24 protein-coding genes and 1 tRNA gene are annotated in these 20,815 nt (G+C 57.6%); 13 read left to right on the top strand and 12 right to left on the bottom strand.

From position 1 onward, the window contains the following. Positions 1-711 (bottom strand): GntR family transcriptional regulator, encoded by a 711-nt coding sequence (locus ACR0IU_RS05600; protein ID WP_480715538.1) that lies wholly within the window; start codon positions 709-711, stop codon positions 1-3. Positions 712-843: 132 nt separating this feature from the next. Between ACR0IU_RS05600 and ACR0IU_RS05595 the strand changes: the two genes are divergently transcribed. From ACR0IU_RS05595 to ACR0IU_RS05585, 3 genes are all read left to right on the top strand, one after another. Then, on the top strand, positions 844-1,794 hold the full coding sequence (locus ACR0IU_RS05595) for a GlxA family transcriptional regulator (RefSeq protein ID WP_170773861.1): 951 nt from the start codon (positions 844-846) through the stop codon (positions 1,792-1,794). 74 nt (positions 1,795-1,868) lie between these two features. Further along, positions 1,869-2,624 (top strand): SDR family NAD(P)-dependent oxidoreductase, encoded by a 756-nt coding sequence (locus tag ACR0IU_RS05590; protein WP_480715537.1) that lies wholly within the window; start codon positions 1,869-1,871, stop codon positions 2,622-2,624. Positions 2,625-2,634: 10 nt separating this feature from the next. Next, a complete protein-coding gene (locus ACR0IU_RS05585) occupies positions 2,635-3,177 on the top strand; it encodes a sugar O-acetyltransferase (RefSeq protein ID WP_480715536.1) in 543 nt (180 codons plus the stop codon). 189 nt (positions 3,178-3,366) lie between these two features. Here the strand turns inward: ACR0IU_RS05585 and ACR0IU_RS05580 are convergent, their stop codons facing one another. Beyond that, positions 3,367-3,906, bottom strand: a complete 540-nt coding sequence (locus ACR0IU_RS05580; protein WP_480715535.1) for a TetR/AcrR family transcriptional regulator — start codon at positions 3,904-3,906, stop codon at positions 3,367-3,369. A gap of 130 nt (positions 3,907-4,036) precedes the next feature. Here ACR0IU_RS05580 and ACR0IU_RS05575 point away from each other — a divergent pair, with 130 nt between their 5' ends. Then, the gene (locus ACR0IU_RS05575) at positions 4,037-4,510 is read left to right on the top strand and encodes a cupin domain-containing protein (protein WP_480715534.1); all 474 of its coding nucleotides are present in this window, start codon (positions 4,037-4,039) and stop codon (positions 4,508-4,510) included. Between the two features lie 196 nt (positions 4,511-4,706). Here ACR0IU_RS05575 and ACR0IU_RS05570 read toward each other — a convergent pair whose 3' ends face one another. From ACR0IU_RS05570 to ACR0IU_RS05560, 3 genes are all read right to left on the bottom strand, one after another. Then, a complete protein-coding gene (locus ACR0IU_RS05570) occupies positions 4,707-6,515 on the bottom strand; it encodes an ABC-F family ATP-binding cassette domain-containing protein (protein ID WP_480715533.1) in 1,809 nt (602 codons plus the stop codon). A 68-nt stretch (positions 6,516-6,583) separates the two neighbouring features. Next, a complete protein-coding gene (locus tag ACR0IU_RS05565) occupies positions 6,584-7,318 on the bottom strand; it encodes a GNAT family N-acetyltransferase (protein WP_480715532.1) in 735 nt (244 codons plus the stop codon). A 101-nt stretch (positions 7,319-7,419) separates the two neighbouring features. Then, positions 7,420-7,896 carry an outer membrane protein assembly factor BamE gene (locus ACR0IU_RS05560; RefSeq protein WP_170470812.1) on the bottom strand — a complete coding sequence of 159 codons (477 nt, stop codon included), beginning with the start codon at positions 7,894-7,896 and terminating at the stop codon, positions 7,420-7,422. 84 nt (positions 7,897-7,980) lie between these two features. Here ACR0IU_RS05560 and ACR0IU_RS05555 point away from each other — a divergent pair, with 84 nt between their 5' ends. From ACR0IU_RS05555 to ACR0IU_RS05520, 8 genes are all read left to right on the top strand, one after another. Continuing rightward, positions 7,981-8,517 carry a YceD family protein gene (locus ACR0IU_RS05555; protein WP_170470814.1) on the top strand — a complete coding sequence of 179 codons (537 nt, stop codon included), beginning with the start codon at positions 7,981-7,983 and terminating at the stop codon, positions 8,515-8,517. Between the two features lie 205 nt (positions 8,518-8,722). Further along, positions 8,723-8,929, top strand: coding sequence for a 50S ribosomal protein L32 (gene rpmF / locus ACR0IU_RS05550; RefSeq protein ID WP_008756996.1), 207 nt, complete (start codon positions 8,723-8,725; stop codon positions 8,927-8,929). 24 nt (positions 8,930-8,953) lie between these two features. Then, positions 8,954-10,039, top strand: a complete 1,086-nt coding sequence (plsX, locus tag ACR0IU_RS05545) for a phosphate acyltransferase PlsX (RefSeq protein WP_010440567.1) — start codon at positions 8,954-8,956, stop codon at positions 10,037-10,039. Between the two features lie 24 nt (positions 10,040-10,063). Then, positions 10,064-11,035 (top strand): beta-ketoacyl-ACP synthase III, encoded by a 972-nt coding sequence (locus ACR0IU_RS05540; protein ID WP_170470817.1) that lies wholly within the window; start codon positions 10,064-10,066, stop codon positions 11,033-11,035. Between the two features lie 96 nt (positions 11,036-11,131). Continuing rightward, on the top strand, positions 11,132-11,434 hold the full coding sequence (ihfA, locus tag ACR0IU_RS05535; RefSeq protein WP_008755922.1) for an integration host factor subunit alpha: 303 nt from the start codon (positions 11,132-11,134) through the stop codon (positions 11,432-11,434). A gap of 18 nt (positions 11,435-11,452) precedes the next feature. Continuing rightward, entirely contained in the window at positions 11,453-12,040 is a 588-nt protein-coding gene (locus tag ACR0IU_RS05530) for a MerR family transcriptional regulator (protein ID WP_480715531.1), read from the top strand. Positions 12,041-12,101: 61 nt separating this feature from the next. Continuing rightward, positions 12,102-12,178: transfer RNA gene (locus ACR0IU_RS05525), tRNA-Pro, on the top strand. Positions 12,179-12,239: 61 nt separating this feature from the next. Continuing rightward, the gene (locus ACR0IU_RS05520; RefSeq protein WP_480715530.1) at positions 12,240-13,319 is read left to right on the top strand and encodes a 2'-deoxycytidine 5'-triphosphate deaminase; all 1,080 of its coding nucleotides are present in this window, start codon (positions 12,240-12,242) and stop codon (positions 13,317-13,319) included. Positions 13,320-13,322: 3 nt separating this feature from the next. On the opposite strand, the gene ACR0IU_RS05515 is transcribed toward ACR0IU_RS05520, so the two are convergent. The 6 genes from ACR0IU_RS05515 to argS form a co-directional block, all read right to left on the bottom strand. After that, on the bottom strand, positions 13,323-13,562 hold the full coding sequence (locus ACR0IU_RS05515; RefSeq protein WP_480715529.1) for a hypothetical protein: 240 nt from the start codon (positions 13,560-13,562) through the stop codon (positions 13,323-13,325). Positions 13,563-13,627: 65 nt separating this feature from the next. Beyond that, positions 13,628-14,278 (bottom strand): SMC-Scp complex subunit ScpB, encoded by a 651-nt coding sequence (gene scpB, locus ACR0IU_RS05510; RefSeq protein ID WP_010440580.1) that lies wholly within the window; start codon positions 14,276-14,278, stop codon positions 13,628-13,630. Then, on the bottom strand, positions 14,271-15,065 hold the full coding sequence (locus ACR0IU_RS05505; protein ID WP_010440582.1) for a segregation and condensation protein A: 795 nt from the start codon (positions 15,063-15,065) through the stop codon (positions 14,271-14,273). Before ACR0IU_RS05505 ends, scpB begins: the two co-directional genes overlap by 8 nt. Further along, complete coding sequence (gene nagZ, locus ACR0IU_RS05500) at positions 15,055-16,062, bottom strand: beta-N-acetylhexosaminidase (RefSeq protein ID WP_480715528.1); 1,008 nt, start codon at positions 16,060-16,062, stop codon at positions 15,055-15,057. The genes ACR0IU_RS05505 and nagZ overlap by 11 nt, the downstream gene beginning before the upstream one ends. Then, entirely contained in the window at positions 16,059-17,099 is a 1,041-nt protein-coding gene (locus ACR0IU_RS05495) for an SPOR domain-containing protein (RefSeq protein ID WP_480715527.1), read from the bottom strand. The genes nagZ and ACR0IU_RS05495 overlap by 4 nt, the downstream gene beginning before the upstream one ends. A gap of 89 nt (positions 17,100-17,188) precedes the next feature. Then, complete coding sequence (gene argS / locus ACR0IU_RS05490) at positions 17,189-18,934, bottom strand: arginine--tRNA ligase (RefSeq protein ID WP_480715526.1); 1,746 nt, start codon at positions 18,932-18,934, stop codon at positions 17,189-17,191. A 136-nt stretch (positions 18,935-19,070) separates the two neighbouring features. Between argS and ACR0IU_RS05485 the strand changes: the two genes are divergently transcribed. After that, positions 19,071-19,622, top strand: a complete 552-nt coding sequence (locus ACR0IU_RS05485; RefSeq protein ID WP_480715525.1) for a putative pterin-binding protein — start codon at positions 19,071-19,073, stop codon at positions 19,620-19,622. Here ACR0IU_RS05485 and ACR0IU_RS05480 read toward each other — a convergent pair. After that, a complete protein-coding gene (locus ACR0IU_RS05480) occupies positions 19,604-20,761 on the bottom strand; it encodes a deoxyguanosinetriphosphate triphosphohydrolase (protein WP_480715524.1) in 1,158 nt (385 codons plus the stop codon). The genes ACR0IU_RS05485 and ACR0IU_RS05480 overlap by 19 nt on opposite strands. Between the last annotated feature and the right edge of the window lie 54 nt (positions 20,762-20,815).

Here is a 20,815-nt window from a genome sequence, read left to right as displayed (position 1 = left end):
TCATGCAGATGTCTTGCCGGGGACCTGCCCCAGCGGAAAATCCAAACCCTCAGGCATCACGAACAGCTCAATCTGATCGCGTGACAGGGTCCAGTGGTCGTCGGCAAGATGCGCAGCAGCCGCCTCATCGCCCGCCTCGATGGCAGCGATGATGGCGTCGTGCTGATGACTGGCTTGCGACAGGTTTTCGGTCATCTGCGCGGTCTGCGGGCGATAAAATGTCATCCCGATCCGCGCATGGTCGATCAGCAGCCGATTGAACGATGGGGATAAATAGACATTCCCCGCCATCTCTCCGGTCACCTCGTGAAACCGGGTATTGGCCAGCGTCCGCTCCTCAGCCGAGCCTTTACACAAGGCCTGCCGAAACGTCTCTTGCGCCTCTTTCAACTGATCAATCTGATCAGGCGTCGCATTGGCCGCGGCCAGACGCAGCACCGCGCCATAGATCATCGGCGCAACCAGAAAGAAATCGCGCAACGTGGTATGAGACATCTCGGACACCCGCGCCCCGCGATGGGTGCGCAGGTCCAGATAGCCCTCACCGGCCAACTGCCGGAACACTTCGCGCAACGGCGTGCGCGACAGGCCAAAGGCCTGCGACAGCTGCGCCTCGTCCAGATCCTCTCCGGGGCTCAGGCGCAAGGTCAGAACCGACATCTTGAGATGCTCGGCCAACGCCTCTTTCGGTGATCTGTCCTCGCCCTTCATCCTACGCCTTCCATTGCCGTTTTCGAATCGCGTATGCGCATAGTGGTATCTCAAAAAAATACATGTTGTATACAGTTAGTTTTCGTGCAGCATGCCGGTACATTCAGAAACGCCCTGATTCCGGTCTACCCCATGCACAAACCGCAACACTTCACTTTCATACTGGTCGAGGAATTCTCGCACCTCGCCTTCTCATGCGCGGTCGAACCGTTGCGCATTGCCAATTGGGTGGCGGATGAAGAGCTCTACCAATGGTCCTTTCGATCAGAGCACGGAGAGCAGGCGGTTTGCTCCAACGGATCAATAACTCTGGTACATGGCGGGCTGCAGTCCGTGCCCAAATGCGACCAGTTGTTTGTTTTGTCGGGCATTCACATGCGAAATCATGTCACGAAGCCACTGCTGGCCACATTGCGCCGTGAACGCGCGCGTGGGACCAATATCGGCGCGCTGTGTTCTGGTGCTTGGTTGCTGGCCGAAGCCGGGTTTCTGGACGGTATGCAGGCTGCAATTCATTGGGAATATCACGATTCTTTTATGGAGGCTTTTCCCGAAATCAACCTGGTTCGCAGCGTTTTTGTCGCTGACGAAAAACACATGACCGCATCGGGCGGCACGGCCACTGCCGATCTGATGCTGCACCTGATCGAACGGGATCACGGCCACGACATGTCCGTCGCCGTTGCCGATCAGATGGTCTATAACGCCGTGCGTAATGCCACCGCTGATCAGCGCGTATCTCTGCAATCACGCAACGGGATGCGCAATGCGCATTTGGCCAAGGCGATCAACATCATGACCGAAAACATCCAAAGCCCGCTGTCGCCATCAGTCATTGCCGCCGATATCGGCATTTCGACCCGGCAACTCGAACGCTTGTTCGGAAAATTCCTGAATACTTCGCCCAAGAAATATTTCATGGAATTGCGCCTAGAACGGGCGCGTAACCTGCTTTTGCAGACCGAATCCTCAGTGACCGAGGTCGCCTTTGCCTGCGGGTTCGAAAGCGCCGGTCACTTCTCGCGCGTCTATCGTGCGACCTTTGGGATCACGCCCATGCAACAGCGTAGCAGGCTGGATTGATCAATACTGTGACTGGACAGCACCCCCTGCTTGCGATTATCTGAACAAGTGTTCAGATCAAGATGAGGCCCTTCATGCAACTCTCAACCACAGCTGCAGTCATCACCGGCGGAGCGTCCGGCCTGGGTGAAGCCACAGCCCGTCACTTTGCCGAGAACGGCGCGCAGGTCACCATCCTTGACCGCGACGCCGAGCGTGGCCCGCAAGTCGCGGCTGAGATTGGTGGGTACTTCGCGCAAACCGATGTGACGGATGAGGCCTCGGTCGCTGCGGCCATTGCGCAGGCGATGGACAAGATGGGTCGCATCACCGCGGCGGTGAACTGCGCCGGTATCGCGATCGGAGCTAAGACTGTGGGCAAAGACGGCCCGCACCCCCTGGACGCGTTCCAGCGTACCATCGACATCAATCTGGTGGGCTCCTTCAACGTCTCACGTCTTGCTGCTGCAGAGATGGCAAAGAATGATCCTGAACCGGACGGCGCGCGCGGCGTGATCATCAACACGGCCTCAATCGCCGCCTTTGACGGGCAAAAAGGTCAGGCGGCTTATGCGGCCTCGAAAGGCGGCGTGGTCGGCATGACCCTGCCCATGGCGCGCGATCTGGCGTCTTCCGGCGTCCGCGTAATGGCCATCGCACCGGGTATCTTCATGACTCCCATGCTGGCCGGTCTACCCGAAGAGGTGCAGCAACAGCTTGCGGCGGACGTCCCCAACCCTGCCCGTCTGGGCGACCCGCGCGAATACGGTCGTCTGGCTGGGTTCATCGTCGAGATGGGCTACCTGAACGGAGAGGTCATCCGTATCGACGGTGCCCTGCGGATGCGCTAGAACGGGCTGCATGACCGAGCGGCAGAAAATGGCGGCAGGCGAATGGTATTGCTGCGTCGACCCTGAGCTGGAGGTGCTTCGCATGAAAGCGCGCCGCGCAGTTCATGCCCACAACACCTGCCCGCCCGATGACCGGGGGGCTATCGCTCCCGAATTGACGGCGCTCTTTGCGGGGATCGGGCAGGATTGCTATTTCGAGGCTCCGTTCCACTGCGCCTATGGGATGAACCTGTCACTAGGTGACCGCGTGTATTTGAACGCTGGCTGTGTCATTCTCGACACCGCGCCTGTTCGCATCGGCAGCGACTCGATGCTCGGCCCCACGGTGCAGATTTACTGCGCCCAGCACGCCAAGGATCCAGACCTCCGCGCCCAAGGTCTGGAAATCGACCTTCCAGTGACAATCGGAGAAAATATCTGGATCGGCGGTGGCGCGATCATCATGCCCGGCGTCACAATCGGAGACCGCGCCATCATTGGCGCCGGAAGTATAGTTACGAAAGACGTCTCGGTCGGAGCGACCGTCGTCGGCAACCCGGCCCGCGCGATCTGACCTCACGCATGACCGCAAGCCATATGCCGAATACCTTGCACTTCTTCTTTTTCATAGGCCCGGACCACAGAAAAACAATGAGCCGTGTCAAACACTTCTACGCCTGATTGAAGCTGTTTTGCTTTCTTTAGAGGTGTCACCTTTGCGGACAGAGCGTCCGTTTAGCCAAGATTGCTTTGCTGGTATGTTTCACACATTCGGCAGGTATTGATCAAGCAGAGCGTCCACGAGACCTTCTTGCAAGCGGTATCCTTTCTGCTGGTCTACTCGCAGAATGTCTTCCAATATCACAAACTGTTCCATGCCTGTTGTCATGGCCAAACGTAGAGTCAAGTCTTCGTAATCACTCCGTTTCATCGAACGGCGGACAGGTTCTAGGGCCTCGCCAAATGCTATCACTCTTCTGGCGCCGCGCATTTTGACAGTACCGTCCTGAAGTGATGCCTTTAGCGATTCAGCCAAAAACTGACGGAAGAAAGCCTCATGTTCGCGCGAGAAATCCAAATAGTAGCGCGCCACCGCGTGCACACGGCTTCGCACATCCTCAAGTCCTTCCAGCAATCCTGCAGTTGGAGTCACCTCTATGTCGAGGGTCGCATCCAAGGCCAAAACACTGGGGTCTGAGAAGTACCGGTACACTGTCGCGCGGCCAGTTTTCGCTCGCTCTGCGACTCTGGCAAGCGTCACGTTTTCTCCTTCGGACATAAGCTCACGTGCTGCCGACAGCAAGGCCTCTCTTGTTCTGTTCTTTTGATTGGTGCGAGGAGCCAAATCGCGCGTTCCTTAATGATACACTTGTCTCATGATTAGATATATGTATCATAATGATGCATTCATCGAAGTAAAGGGAGCCGTTGAAATGACAGAGTCTCGTCCACGCACATATCACCTACTTGGTAATCTTCTAACGTTTCACGCGTTTCCTGCTGAAACCGGAGATCGCTGTACCATCGTCGAAATAAAGACCGCCCCGGGAGCGGGTGCGCCTCCCAATCATCATGCTGGCGAAGACGAGAGTTTCTATGTGCTCGAAGGAGAGTTTGAATTTTTCCTGAACGGCGAAACGAGTAAGGTAAGCAACGGTGATTTCGTGAAAGTCCCGGACGGCGCCGTGCATGCGTTTACCTGTATTGGACAAAGCCCAGGTCGCCTGTTATGCGTCAATGCCCCAGGAGCAATGCACGATACATTCTTCACCGAAGCGGGTGAAGCAATGCCAGACGGCACCACAGACATTCCCGCTCCTGACGGACCACCCGACATTCCGGCCATTATGGCGGTGGCCGAAAAGACAGGTATGACAATTTTGGCGCCACAAGGTGCGCCTGCCTGAACTTCATTTTTGAAACGGGAGCCCGCAAATTAGCGTTTCTGTTACGAGTTAGAGAAATGTGCTAAACCTGACACACGGGACCAAACTGACATCGACCGCAAGGGGCTCAAAGCGGTTAATAAATCGTGTTCAATCCAGAAGCTCGGGTTTTGTACAACTCGGAGGATTTACCCATTTGACGGTGTTCAACTCGGACTCAACCGGATTCAGCCTTTTCTTCCAGCATCAGCCACTCTTCCTCGGCTGCTGATAGTTTTTCCTGTCGTTCGACCAAGGCGTCTGTCGCTTTCTGAAACTTGACCGGTTCGCGGGTGAACAGCTCGGCGTCCGACATCAGTTCCTCAAGCTTGGCGATCTCGGCCTCAAGGCGCGCGATCTCGGCAGGTAGCTTCTCTAGCCGGTGCTTTTCCGAGAATGAGAGGCCAGGTTTTGGCTTTGCCTCTTGCTTCATCTTCGGCTTTGAAGGTTTTGTTTTATCTTCTTTTTTCTGAGTTATCTCTCCACGTTGCGCGATGTAGTCGGACCACCCTCCGGCGTAAACGGTTGCGCGCCCATTGCCCTCCATCGCGATGGTTGTGGTCGCAACCCGATCCAGAAAATCCCGATCATGGCTGACCAGCAACACCGTGCCATCATAGTCGTCCAGCAGTTCTTGCAACAAATCCAGGGTTTCAACATCCAGGTCGTTTGTCGGTTCATCCAGCACTAGCAGGTTCGAGGTTTTTGCCATCAGCTTGGCCAACAGCAACCGTGCTTTTTCCCCACCAGACAAGGACTTAACAGCCGCTCTTGCCTGTGCGTCATCGAACAGAAACTCTTTGAGATAGCCCACCACATGCTTGGGCTGCCCACCCACCATCACTTGATCAGCCTTGCCAGACACCCGCATCTCAGGATCGCCGGTCAGACTGTCCCACAGGCTCATTTCCGGATCCAACTGCGCACGGGCTTGATCGAACACTGCGATCTCCAGATTGGTGCCCAGAACCACCGATCCTTCATCAGGATCGACCTGACCCAGTAGCATTTTCAGCAGCGTTGTCTTGCCCACACCGTTGGGGCCGACAAAGGCCACACGGTCACCGCGCTGCACCAGAAGATCAAAGTTGCGCACGATCTGCTGAGATCCAAATGCCTTTGAAACGCCAGTGGCTTCGATGACCTTACGCCCGGATTTTGGACCAGATTCCAAAGCCATAGCGGCAGAACCCTGACGTTTGATCTGCGCTGCCCGCTCGGCTCGCAATGCCTGCAGCGCCCGCACCCGGCCCTGATTGCGCTTACGGCGCGCGCTGATACCTTCAACAGCCCATCGCGCCTCGGATTTGATCAAGCGGTTCAACTTGTGGCGCTGTTGATCTTCTTCTTCCCAGACCTTGTCGCGCCAGCTTTCAAAAGCCTCAAACCCCTGCTCCTGCCGCCGTACAACCCCGCGATCAATCCACAGAGTCGCGCGGGTCAATGCACGCAGGAAGGCCCGGTCATGCGAAATCAGAACGTAAGCCGCACGGGTCGATCCCAACTCACGTTCAAGCCATGCGATCGCTTCGATATCCAAATGGTTCGTTGGCTCGTCCAGCAGCATCAGGTCTGGTGCCTCGGCCATTAGCTTTGCCAATGCCGCCCGCCGTCTTTCCCCGCCAGACGCAGTTTCAACCGGACGGGCGGGATCGAATTTTAAGCCTTCGCCAGCGCGTTCGACCTTATAGAGCTCGCCGGGCTCCAACCCGCTTGAGGCATAGTCACCAAGCGTCGAGAACCCTTGCATATCGGGATCCTGCTCCATGTAACCCACAGATTTACCCGGGGGGATGACAATATCGCCCTGATCGGCCTCAACCAATCCGGCCATTACTTTCATCAGGGTAGATTTACCTGATCCATTACGTCCGACCAGCGCAGCGCGATCACCGGGCTGAACCACAAGGTCCAGACCAGAAAACACCGGATCCCCACCGAAGGTCAGAGAGATACCGGACATCTGCAACAAAGGAATTCTCGCCATGCCCGCCAGCTAAACCGGCTGGGGCAAGGCGTCAACGCCCCTGTTTCACCTTTTGAATAGTACCCATCTCACCCGGCCGCGGCCCGCAGAAGGCGTTTACGCGCAGCTGGAATTGCGCTGATTTCAAGTCCTGTGAACACATGCAGCGTGTTCATCTGGCGATCCACGACCGCATGATCACTGACCCAACCCCCCATTATCAGATAAGTGCGCAGCAATGGCGGCATGCGCAGCATCGCCAGTTTTGCATTAGGTCTGCGACGCAACCGTGTGGCAAACCGAAAAACATCGGGCGCCTTGACCCTTGGCAACCACCGTTTTGGGGCCAAATGCTTGTCTTTGAGCATGGCAAAAGCATCCAGATACTCAACCGTCTCAGTCCCCGCAAAGGACGAGCAGCCAAAAAGCATCTCGACCCCGTTCTGGTCGACATATGCCGTCATTGCCCCCCAGGCGACACGCAAGATATCCGGATCGTGCCGGTCAGGATGAATACAGAAACGACCCATCTCGACCATTGGCCCCGTAAAGCCACGCAGCGCTGACAGGTCATAGAACTGAGCTGAATAACTGCGCCCTACTTCGTCACCGTCCTGCATCGTCAGCATGCGGAAGCAGCATACCAACTCTCCATTGGTGCTCATGTCCTCGATCAGCACGTGATTGCAGTGCTCATCAAAAACATCGCAATCCTGATCCTCGGTCGCGAAGGCCAGCGTCCGCAGCTTCTGTGCCTCGGCCACATCACACGCGGTTTGTGCTAAGCGCGCTTGATAACGGCCCTTCTCCAACAAAACAGCCATGGTCGCATCCTCCTGCGGTGGCTGACCGGTCAATCATCTGGAACACTTATATAGTGCATGTGACCGCCATATGACTGCCACATCGACACTACACAGCTTAGTTACTGACTGACCCCCGGAATGTTCGCCGGATTGAAGTTGCCGATATTACCCAACAGCTGACGCAGGAATCCTTTGTCTTCGACATTGGAATCGGTCACGCGGCGGTCAAGTACAATGACATAGCCATCTTCCAGACCAAACCGCTCGATATTGCGGACGACACCGCGTTGGTCGAAGCTGATTGCGACCAACTGGCGCGAAACGACCTCCGGCTTTTTCGGTCCATAGTGACGAATTCGAGACGCGACGTAGTAATAACCCGAATCCCGTACAACGCCAGATGCCGTTGGCGCACCGATCGTTTCTTCGACGCTTTCGCGTGTGTCGACGCCGACCTTGATCTTGGCCAGATCCTCCGGCGGCGGCACATAGCCGTGATTCTTGAAGATTGGCGAACACGCGCCCGCGACTGCCAAACAGACAGCAAAGACAAGCGTTTTCGATGCTGGTTTCAGCCTGTTCACACCCTTCAACATTGACACCCTCTTGCCATGGCCCCTTGCGGACCCTATCCGATTACAGAAACCGGCGCTCCGGTTCAACACAGGAAAGACTCAACTATGAGCAACCAAACATCATTACGGGTGGCAGACCTGCCTCAGAACGCCGCAACCCCGTTTGAACTGCGCCCAGATAGCGACACGCTTGAACCGATCAAACGGGAGCTCGGCCTGCTGGGGCTGCGCAAGTTGAGCTTTGTCGGGCAGCTAAGCGCCCAGGGCAAACGTGACTGGGTTCTGAAAGGCAAACTTGGTGCGACGGTGATCCAACCCTGCGTCGTCACGCTTGAACCCGTGACAACCCGGATCGACACGCCAGTCACTCGTGTGTTTCTGGCGGATTGGACCGATCCGGACGAGCCCGAATTCGAAATCCCAGAAGATGACGAGACCGAACCATTGGGCGCTGAAATTGATCCGGCGCAGGTTATGATCGAAGCGTTATCACTTGCGTTGCCGCAATATCCCCGCAAGGACGGTGCCGAACTTGAGCAAGCCGACTATACTGAGCCCGGAAAAAAAGCGATGACCGACGAGGATGTCAAACCCTTTGCGGGGCTGGCTGACCTGCGGGATGCGATGAAAAAAGACGAGTGACAGGCAAGGGATTTCCTGTCATAGCAGGCGGCCAGAAAAACCGCTTGAACATGACGAGAATCGCAGTATTTTCGCGCGCTCATTGGAATTTGGGTTGGACATTGCGGGGCAAGCCCCTTAAACGCGCGTCAAACCACGAGAAAACAAAGTACGTAACCCGGCTGACAGCGAATCTATCAGCCCATATCAGACAAAGGTTGAGACCATGGCCGTCCAACAGAACAAAGTTTCCAAGTCGCGTCGCAACAACCGCCGCGCACACGACGCTCTGGTTGCTGCAAACCCGAACGAATGCCCGAACTGCGGCGAGCTGAAGCGCCCGCACCATGTTTGTGCCTCTTGCGGCCACTATGACGATCGTGAAGTCGTCGCTCAGGCCGACGAAATCGACCTGGACGAAGACGCGGCCTAAGCCTGATTGGACGCAGGCCAAGGCATGACGGATCAGCCCACGCAAACCGGACGGATCATCATCTCGGTTGACGCTATGGGCGGAGATTCGGGCCCTGCCGTCGTTGTGGCGGGTATTGCCAAGTCTGCGGACAAGAACCCGAAGATCGGGTTCATCCTGCACGGCCAGGAACAGGAATTGCGCAAGCTGGTTGCCAAACGACGTGTCCTTGATGGGCGCGTCGTTTTTCGTGATTGCCCTGACGTCGTCACGATGGAGGACAAGCCCAGCCAGGTTGTCCGTAGCGGCAAGAACACATCGATGTGGTCGGCGCTGGAAGCAGTGCGCGCAGGCGAAGCGCATGGCGCGGTGTCCTGCGGCAACACTGGCGCATTGATGGCAATGTCGATGCTGCGGCTGCGCAAGCTGCCCGGCGTGAACCGCCCTGCTATTGCGATCTTATGGCCCTCGCGTAACCCGCATGGCTTTAACGTGATGCTGGACGTGGGCGCGGATGTGCGTGCCGATGCCAAGGATTTGCTGCAATACGCTCTGATGGGTGCTTCATACGCGCGCAACGGGATGGCGCTCAGCCGCCCCCGCATCGGCCTGCTGAACGTCGGAACTGAAGAGCACAAAGGCCGCGCCGAATTGAAAGAGGCGCACGCCATGATTTCGGACTTTGCCGATCAGGCGAATTTTGAGTTCGTCGGCTTTGTCGAAGGCAGTGATATCCCCGGCGATAAGGCTGACGTGATCGTCACAGACGGTTTTACCGGCAACGTTGCGATCAAAACCGGCGAAGGCACCGCGAACCTAATCGGTGATCTGTTGCGCGAGGCATTCAAATACTCGCCCCTGTCCCGCTTGGCATCGATTCTGGCGATCACATCGCTAAACCGTCTTAAAAAGCGGATCGATCCGCGTCGCGTAAACGGCGGTGTGTTCCTCGGGCTGAACGGAACCGTTGTGAAATCCCACGGCGGAGCAGACGCGACAGGCGTTTCGGCTGCGGTCAAACTTGCTTTCACTTTGGCAGAATCCGGCTTTGCCGAAAAATTGGCGGCACGGGTTGCATCAACTGCCGCACTTGCACAAGATGCGGCCCATTCCGTGTCTCAATCGGAATAATAACAAAAAAGGCAGTACCCCAGCATGGCAGGCCGCTCAGTTGTTGTAGGTGTCGGACATTATTTGCCGGAGCGCGTTGTACCAAACGCCGAATTCGAAAAAACACTGGATACGACGGACGAATGGATTCGCACCCGGTCCGGTATCGAGCGGCGGCATTTCGCAGCCGAGGACGAGACCACATCCGATCTGGCCACCAAAGCGGCCGAGGCTGCGCTGGCTGATGCCGGACTGACGGCAGATGATATCGACGCGATTGTGCTGGCAACCTCGACGGCGGATCTGACTTTTCCATCGGCTGCGACTATGGTGCAGGCGCGGTTGGGTATGACCAAAGGCTTTGCGTTTGATGTGCAGGCCGTCTGCGCCGGGTTCGTCTTTGCACTTTGCAATGCCAACGCTCTGATCCTGTCTGGACAAGCGAAGCGCGTGCTGGTGATCGGAGCCGAGACATTTTCGCGAATCATGGACTGGACCGACCGGTCCACCTGTGTGCTGTTCGGCGATGGCGCAGGCGCACTTGTGCTGGAATTACAGGATGGGCAAGGCACTTCTGATGATCGCGGCATTCTTTCCACCGACCTGAACTCGGACGGGCGATACAAAGACCTGCTTTATGTTGATGGCGGGGTTTCAACGCAATCGACCGGCCATCTCAGGATGCAGGGCAATCAAGTCTTCCGCCATGCCGTTGAAAAGCTGGCCAAAACTGCCGAAGTGGCGCTGGAGCGAGCAGGCCTGACAAGTGACGACGTCGACTGGATTGTGCCACATCAGGCCAATATCCGCATTATTCAAGGTACTGCCAAGAAGATGGGCCTGCCGATGGAAAATGTCGTTGTCACCGTGCAGGATCATGGAAACACCTCCGCTGCGTCGATTCCCTTGGCCTTGTCGGTCGGCAAGAAAAACGGCCAGATCAAAACCGGCGATCTGATTGTAACTGAAGCGATCGGCGGCGGTCTGGCATGGGGTGCGGTTGCCCTACGCTGGTGATGGGCGCAATCCGGCTTACGAAGCCGCCTGCAATTCATTGATATTGACAGTGAATTTCGCATCGCCATATGCTCGCTCATCAACAGGGGAAAAAGTATGGGCGATAAAACACTGACCCGAATGGATCTGAGCGAGGCCGTCTTTCGTGAGGTCGGCCTGTCACGCAATGAAAGTGCGCAGCTTGTCGAAAGCGTTCTGAACCACATGTCCGACGCGTTGGTGCGTGGCGAGCAGGTCAAGATTTCGTCTTTCGGGACATTCAGCGTTCGGGACAAAACCGCCCGCATCGGACGTAATCCCAAGACCGGAGAAGAGGTTCCGATCCAGCCGCGCCGCGTGCTGACCTTCCGCCCGTCGCACCTGATGAAGGATCGCGTCGCTGCAGGGAACCGCAAGTAAGTTCAGGACAGTTTGGTTATGAGTAAGTCCCCCGACGCCTTTCGCACCATTAGTGAAGTTGCGGACTGGCTAGGAGTTCAGGCTCATGTTCTGCGCTTTTGGGAAAGCAAGTTTACGCAGGTAAAGCCGGTAAAGCGTGCCGGTGGGCGGCGATATTACCGCCCGAATGATATGCGATTACTGGGTGGCATCAAGAAACTGCTGCACGAGGATGGCACCACCATCAAAGGCGTACAGAGAATCCTGCGGGAACAAGGCGTTGCACACGTTGCTTCACTTTCACCGAGCCTGGATGACAGCCCGCCCGTTTCGCACTCGGATGACACAGTTGTTCCGTTTACCGCAGCATCCTCGGCGCAGCCTGCGAACCAGATTAACATGGATCTCGGCGAACCCGGCCAAGCTCCGGCACCAATAAAGCCCGACATTAGCGACCAACCCAAGCCGCAACCTGATGCAATGGACGCTGCTCCGCTTATGGGCGGAATAGCATCATTGGCATGGAACCGGGCAGAGTATGACGACAAGCTTCTGCACCAAATTGCACCGATTGCGAAAGACCTGCGCCGTTGGCTGGATCGCGTTGAAAACCGGGCGGCGGGATAGCAAAAAAGGCGATGATTTCCTCTTGCCCCTGCCGGGAAAGTCTTTATGAACACCTCAACGTCGGGCTATGGCGCAGCCTGGTAGCGCGTCCGTCTGGGGGACGGAAGGTCGCAGGTTCGAGTCCTGCTAGCCCGACCAAATCACACCGACGTTTATGGCACATAGGCCAGATCCCGCTCTGGCAGCAGAGGGGATCGAGATGACAGGTGTTTGCCCAAATCAGCAGCTTGAGGCGATGATCGCGCGTGGTGAGATTACTGCAAGCCCGGACATCATCCCTGCGCAGGTACAACCGGCCAGCCTTGATCTACGTTTGGGAACAGTAGCTTACCGGGTGCGCGCCTCATTTTTGGCAGGCGAAGGACGGTCTGTTGCTGATCGTCTGGCCGAGTTTGAAATGCACCGCATCGACATCACCGAAGGCGCGGTTCTGGAAAAAGGCTGCGTCTATCTGGTGCCGCTTATGGAATCGCTCGCCCTGCCCGATGACGTCAGTGCGGCGGCCAATGCCAAAAGCTCGACCGGGCGGCTCGACCTGCTGACACGCACGATCACAGATGGTGGTACCGAGTTCGATCGGGTCTCCGCTGGATATACTGGTCCTCTATATGCCGAGATCTGCCCGCGCTCTTTCTCGGTTTTGGTGCGCCCCGGAATGCGGTTGAATCAGATCCGTTTCCGCAAGGGTCAGGCTGTGCTGAGCGACGCCGAACTGACCGCGTTGCATAGTCAGACACCCTTGGTAGATGGGCCAGCCGTCATTCAGGACGGCCTGGGGTTCTCGGTCGATCTGCAGCTGCACGATACTGATCTGGTCGGCTATCGCGCCAAACCCCATACCGGGGTGATCGATCTGGACCGGATCGGCGAATACGACCCGCAGGAATACTGGGAAGAGGTACATACCAAGGACGGTCGCATCATCCTCGACCCCGGCGCGTTCTATATTCTCGTCAGCCGCGAAGCAGTGCATATCCCACCGATGTATGCCGCCGAAATGGCCCCCTATCTGGCCATGGTAGGCGAGTTCCGGGTTCACTACGCTGGTTTCTTCGACCCGGGCTTTGGTCATGCCGAAGCGGGCGGCGCAGGATCGCGCGGCGTGTTGGAAGTGCGCTGCCACGAGGCGCCCTTTGTGCTGGAGCACGGGCAGGTCGTCGGGCGTTTGGTATATGAGAAAATGGCTGAGATGCCGACGCAGCTTTATGGCGCGGGCATTGCCTCAAACTATCAGGGGCAAGGCCTCAAGCTGTCTAAGCATTTTAAGGCCGTAGGCTAACAATCAAAATTTCATGAAGCGGCGCATCTGCCGAGTTACCTGTTTCATCTGCTTGGCGCTCTGCTTCTGGCGCCCAGCCGCATCGCGCATTTGACGATTTGCTTCGGGATCACTTTGGGTCTCTGACGGACCTGGTTTGCGACCGGCCCGGCTCGCCATATCAATACCCTTGTCGACCCCGCGGTTCACAAGGCGGCGCATAACCTGACGCACGATCATGTCAATGATCCGATTGGCATTCATTGGTTCAACTCCGTTTCCTGCGCACTACAATAGGCATGTTCTGTGCCAACAAAAGAGGTGTTTGATCACTCTTCCTCGAACAGCTCGGTCTGATCTTCGTCTTCATCCTGATCCTGCCCTTCGCCCAACGGCACTGTGCCTGGAGGCGGCCGGTTTTCCAACAGCCCCGCCGCGCGCAGTTCTTTCAGACCCGGAAGGTCACGGGCGTTTTCCAGACCGAAATGATCCAGAAACTCGGGTGTTACCACAAATGTAACTGGACGGCCCGGCGTCATGCGGCGGCGACCCAGCCGAATCCACTCCATCTCCAGAAGCTGATCGATGGTGCCACGCGAGACGGAAACGCCTCGGATTTCTTCAATCTCAGCCCTTGTGCAGGGTTGGTGATAGGCAACAATCGCCAGCGTTTCGATGGCTGCCCGGCTCAGCTTGCGCGTCTCAACCGTTTCTTTCTGCATCAGGAAACCCAGGTCGGGTGCGGTACGGATTGCCCATGCCTCACCCACGCGCACCACGCGCACACCGCGCCCTTCGTATCGTTTTTGCAGCGATTCAACTGCTTGTGCAGCATTGCTGCCATGGGGCATCCGCGCTTCGAGATCACCAATCGTCACCGGCTCGGCGCTGGCAAACAACACGGCCTCGACCATACGTTCCTGTTCGGCCAATGGCGGCGCTTCAAACAGAGTGCCGGTCTCTTCTGGGGCGTCAGTCACGTGTTTCGGTCCTCTTACGCAAATGGATCGGTGCAAATGTCTCGCTTTGCTTCATCTCCATATGTCCTTCTTTCACCAGCTCCAGCGAGGCCGCAAAGGTCGCAGCCGTGGCCGAGCGGCGGCGCACCGGATCGGCGTCCCAACCTTCGGGCAGATAGGTCTCCATATCCGTCCAGGCACCGGCAAAACCAATCAGCGGGCGCATACGCTCCAGTGCTTGTTCCATCGTGAAGACGGCATCGCGGTCCATCACAAAGGGTCGGAATTCGTCTCGGGTGCGGATGCGCGCATAGCCCTGCATAAGGTCTAGCAGCGTGGCAGAATAGGTCACGGTGCGGATACGAGTGACATCCTCGCCCTGCCCGCGTTTGAAAAAGTCACGACCCAGCTGATCGCGTGCCATCAGACGCGCGGCTGCATCGCGCATGGCCTGCAAGCGTTCCAACTGGAATGCGAGGTGTGCGGCCAGTTCTTCACCCGAGGGGCCTTCGTCATCCGGGTCGGGCGGTAGCAACAGGCGGGATTTCAGAAAAGCCAGCCATGCCGCCATCACCAGATAATCCGCCGCCAGCTCAATCCGCAGCTGCCGCGCCTTTTCGACAAAGGTCAGATACTGCTGCGCCAGCGCCAGAACCGAGATTTTGCGCAGATCCACCTTTTGCGTGCGTGACAGGGTCAGCAGCACGTCCAATGGCCCCTCAAACCCGTCAACGTCAACAATCAGCGCTTCGGCTGCAAGCCGATCCGCGACCGAGACCGGGTCTTCGCTGAAAAGGTTATCCTGCATATACCTGCCCGCCCATTAGGGCAGATAGTTCCGCTTCGGCGGCTTGGATGTCAAGTTCCCGTGGCGGCTGGCGTCGGGCCAACGCCCGATCTGCGCGGACCTGTGCCGCATCGGTCATTTCTCCAGCGGCTTCGAGCACCTGCGCGCGTTCTTCAAACGCCCCGTTGCAGTGCAAGGCCACATCGCATCCAGCGTCCAGCGCCTGGCGGGCCAGGTCAGCGGGCGTGCCGTTGAGCGCTTTCATCGTGATATCGTCAGTCATAATCAGACCATCGAACCCAATGTGTTCCCTGATCAATGTCATCATTCCGGCAGAAATGGTCGCAGGTCTGGGATCAATCTGGCCATAGACCAAATGCGCCGTCATTCCCATTGGCAGGTCGTTGAGCGCTCGGAACGGCGAAAAATCTGCGTCTTCCAGTGCTTCCAGCGAAAGGTTCACATGAGGCAGGTCGTGATGACTGTCGAGCGTTGATAAGCCATGACCCGGCATGTGCTTCACAACCGGCAGCACTCCGCCGTCCAAATGCCCGTTAGCGACAGCACGGCCAATCGCAGAAACTTGTTCGGGATCAGATCCATAGCAGCGGTTCTTTAGAAACGCGTGTGTGTTGTCGCGAGCCAAGTCAACCATTGGTGCGCAGTTGCTGTCGATGCCCAGCTCCAGCAATTCATGCGCGATCAGGCGATAGCGCAGATACATCGCACGCTCGGCTTGATCTCCGGCACGCGCGACATCATCCAGCGGCGGCATCCATTCACGGGCTAAAGGTGCGCGCAGACGTTGCACGCGGCCCCCTTCCTGATCCACGGTGATCGGGCAATTTCGACCAACAGCCTCGCGAAAGTCCTCGCACAGAGCGCGGGTCTGGTCGGCGGATTCGATGTTGCGGGCAAACAGAATGAACCCGAATGGGTTCATCTCTTTGAACAATGCTTTCTCATCCGGCGTCAGGCGCAGCCCTTCGGCATCGGTGATGACAGCGCCGAATCTCACCGGACGGCGACCGGGATACAGTCTGCACCCTGCGCGACCAAGGCGGCACAAAACTGACGCGAGTCGCTCAGATCATCAAACCCCATGACCCGCAAGCGATAAAAAGTGCGGCCTCCGCTTGAGGTTTTCTGGATAACGCGCTGTTTTCCATCCATATACTCACCGAACTGACCGTTCAAACGCGCCCATTCCGCTTGCGCCACATCGGCGCTTTCGTAGGCCCCAAGCTGAGCCAGCCGCGTGCCTTTGGCCAGCGTATCCGGGTCAACATCCAAACCAACGGCAGCCTTTACGGCCGCGTTTATTGCGGCCTCGGTTGCACTGCTGGACGAGATTGTGCTGGGAGTTGCACGAGCTGGGCGCACATGCGGACGTAGCGAACGGCGCACTCCGGGCAGTGCTGCAATCTTCGGGTCAGGCTGTTGCGCGGCATAGTCCGCCGGATCAATCGCGGGCTCTTCCTCGGGGGTAACCAGCGAGGCCAGCTGCACACCCTGCTCTTGCTCCTGCGCGGGCGCAGGTGCGGCGAGCCCTTGGGCCAAAGCCTGCATGACTGCCTGATCCGTGGCGGGCTCTTCAACCACATGTACGGCATTCGTCGCCTCAAGCGTCGCCATCGGTGTGTCTTCATCCGTCAGCGACACAGGGCGTGGTGCCAGAATGAGCCGATCTGCCGGAGGTGCAGCGGTTCCAACTGCGGCGACCGCATTCACCGCCAGCCCCTGGTGATCCGCAGGCGTACCGCCGGGGTTTTCGGGTTGCACCCGCATCGGCCCGTCGGCGGCACGCACAACCGGCACACCGCTAACGTCGCGCATGATCAACTGGTAGCCCCAGACGCCAACACCCGCGACCAGCGCCAGGGACGCAACCGCGCCAAGCACGTTCACAATTCGACCAAGCCCAGCGCCTGCGCGCGGCCCATCGTCATAACCATAGCTTTCATCAGGATAGTCATACGCATCTGCAGAGTGCGTTTGATTCGAGTAATGCATCTGCTCGGAGCTGTTCTGCCCCGAGTAATCGTAACGTGCCATATCCGCCTCACCGCCCGTTTCGCGCCTTAAAAAGATGGCGCGCGGGTCATTTCTTGCCTACCTCGTTCCGGCGGTTCGGGCGATATTGTTTACCGCATCTCCTGCGCCGGGGTAACGCCAAGAATACCCAAGCCCGCTGAAATCACAACAGAAACAGCGCGTGCCAATGCGATTTTCGATTGGCTTGTGGCAACATCGCCATCCTGGATAAAGCGCAGCTGAGTTTCGTCATTGCCTTTGTTCCACAGCGCATGAAAATCCCCAGCCAATTCATAGAGATAGAATGCGACCCGGTGTGGCTCGTTGGTGCGCGCAGCGATTTCCACCAGCCGTGGCCACTCCGCTAGCTTCTTGGCAACAGTCAGCTCAGAGGCGTGATCAATCTTGCCCAGATCGGCCCCTTTAAGGGTCGCATCATCGGCCGCGATCCCGGCTTCGGCCGCGCGGCGCAGTACACTCATGACGCGGGCATGGGCGTATTGCACGTAGAACACCGGGTTCTCGCGGCTTTGTTCCAGCACCTTGTCGAAATCGAAATCCAGCGGCGCGTCGTTCTTGCGAGTCAGCATCACGAAACGGGTCACATCCGGCCCGACCTGATCGACCACATCGCGCAGGGTGACAAAGTTCCCTGCCCGCTTGGACATCTTGAACGGCTCGCCGTTCTTCCACAGCTTCACCAATTGGGTCAGCTTGATATCCAGCGGCACCTTGCCATCGGACAGAGCCGACACAGCCGCCTTCATCCGTTTGACATAGCCGCCATGGTCCGCACCGAACACATCGATCAACGCGTCAAACCCGCGGCTCACCTTGTCGTAGTGATAGGCGATATCGGGGGCAAAATAGGTCCAGCTACCATCCGACTTCTTGACCGGGCGATCGACGTCATCCCCGTGTTCGGTCGACTTGAACAAGGTCTGTTCGCGCGGCTCCCAATCCTCGGGCTTTTTACCCTTGGGCGGCTCAAGCACACCTTCATAGATCAAGCCCTTGTCGGTCAAAGACTGCAGCGCTGCCTCGATCCGACCCGTGCCGTAGAGCGACTTCTCTGAGAAGAACACGTCCATCTCGACGCCCAGCGCCTTCAGGTCGGCGCGGATCAGGTCCATCATCGCGTCGGTGGCAAAGTTGCGCAGCTCTTCCAGCCATTCGCTTTCCGGCTTGTCGACCAGGCTATCACCATATTTCTCTTTCAGCGCCTCGCCAATCGGGATCAGGTAGTCGCCAGGGTATAGACCTTCGGCAATTTCAGGGCTTAGACCATTCGCCTCGCGATACCGCTCATAGGCCGAGCGCGCAAGCACATCCACCTGCGCGCCGCCATCGTTGATGTAGTATTCGCGTGTCACATCATGGCCCGAATAGGCCAGCAGGCTTGCCAGCGCATCACCGAACACAGCCCCCCGCGTGTGGCCCACATGCAGCGGGCCGGTCGGGTTGGCCGAGACATACTCCACATTGACCTTCTGACCATGCCCCATGGTCGAACGGCCATAATCGGTGCCTTTTTCCAGCACCGCAGCCAGCACACCCTGCCAGACCGAAGGCGCAAGCCGCAGGTTTAGAAAGCCCGGGCCCGCCACCTCGGCGCTGGTGATCCGGTCGTCTGCAGACAGCTTGCCTGCCAGCACATCCGCAATATCCCGCGGCTTCATCTTCGCCGGTTTCGCCAGTACCATCGCCGCATTGGTCGCCATGTCGCCATGCGCTGCATCGCGCGGAGGCTCAACCGCCACGTTGTCAAAGCTCAATCCCTCTGGCAGCGCGCCTTCGGACTGCATCTGCGCCAGCGCGTCCAGTACAAGGCCGCGGATCTCGGAAAACAGGTTCATTTCGGATGTCCTTTTACTTGTCGCGGGGTTTAACACGCATCGCGGCAAGGTCAATGGACGCCCTTAGTTTGTACTTGGCATAACGCACAGGCCGGGTAGTTTCGGGCCTGACGCCACACACGCCCCGGAGATCCCCATGTACCGCGCTCTGCCCTTAGTCCTGCTTCTATCTGCCGCCATACCCGCATGGGCCGAACTATCGACGCCCGAGGGTCACGTCATTCTGACACTGGGTGGCGCCGTCGATGAGATCAACCTGCCCGCACGAACAGAAAATGACGGTGGCCTGTTCGGTTACCTCGAAGTCACGCACGCAGGAGCGGCCGGGTTCGACGCAACCATGCTGGAGGGATTGGAGCAGATCGAGATCACTATCCCCTATGGCCCGCCGGAGAACCAGCGCGACTATATCTTTTCAGGCCCACGGCTGTCCGAAATAATGAAGTTGGCCGGGGCTGAGGGTAAATCCGCCCTGCCTATGGCAATGGACGGTTATCAAGCGGAAATCCGTTGGCAAAGCATCAAAGCACACCAACCGATTGTAGCCACCCATGCGGACGGCGTGCCCATGGGAATCGGCGGCTATGGCCCCACGATGATCGTTTTTCCGCCAACTGATGACGTAGAATTGGCCCAGATACAGGCCAGCCAGCAAGTTTGGGCCATTGCCTATATCGCGATTGAATGATCTCCGGTCAGGCGGGCATGGTCCTGCAGCGCAAACCTGTCCGTCATACCCGCGATATAATCCGAGACGATCCGCGCCAACGCCGTTTCGTCAGCCGCCGCCTCGATATCGCCGTGCCAGTGCCCAGGCATCTGCTTCGGGTCGGCAAGATAAATCGGAAAGAGCTCTTCGACGACCTTGCTGACCTTGGTTCGCACTTGCATCACGCTTGGTGCGCGATACATACGCGAAAACAGAAACGCCCGGATTTGTTTGAGCTGAGCCCATAACCCATCTGAGAACTGAATGACCGGATAGCCCAGATTCCGAATATCCTCGACCGATTGCGCCCCTGAGGAAGCGATCAACGCGCGCGACGTGTCAATAACATCCGAGACCATCACGCCAAAAACCCGCCGCAGCGCTTCATGGCGACGCCGGTATGGGTCCAGACCCGGATATCTGCGATCGACTTTTGCAAAACAGGCATCGATGATGGGAAGTTGCTGAATGTCGTCATCGCTGAACAGACCAGCGCGCAACCCATCAAACAGATCGTGATTGTTATAGGCTATGTCATCAGAAAGCGCGGCCACCTGCGCCTCGGCGCTCGCGTGTGTGTTGAGTTCGAGGTCATAGCCCTGATTGCACTCGGCCAGCGCCCATGGCAATTCGCCTACGACGGGACCGTTATGCTTGGCGATGCCCTCCAGACATTCCCAGGTCAGATTGCAGCCGTCGAACTCGGCATAGTGACGCTCAAGTTTAGTTACGATCCGAATGGCCTGTGCGTTGTGGTCAAAACCGCCATAGGGCTTCATCAACGCGTGCAGTGCATCCTCTCCCGTATGACCAAAAGGCGTGTGCCCAAGATCATGCGCCAGAGCGACCGCTTCGGTCAGCTCCGGGTTCAACCCCAAAGCGCCAGCAATCGTCCGCGCCACCTGCGCAACTTCGATTGAGTGGGTCAAACGGGTACGATAGCTGTCACCTTCGTGCTCAACAAAGACCTGTGTCTTGTGCTTGAGCCTCCGAAAGGCACTGGCATGAATGATCCTGTCGCGGTCACGCTGAAAGCATGAACGAAAGCTGCTCTCTTCTTCCGGCACCAACCGCCCCCGCGCGCGGCCCGGATCCGAGGCAAAACCCGCTCTGTCCAATGGTGTTGTCCTTGTCGCCTGTCTTCAGGTTTCATATATTGTACGATGCTAAGG

Source organism: Ruegeria sp. CL5 (assembly GCF_056536485.1).
This window is presented reverse-complemented; position numbering and strand designations above follow the sequence as displayed.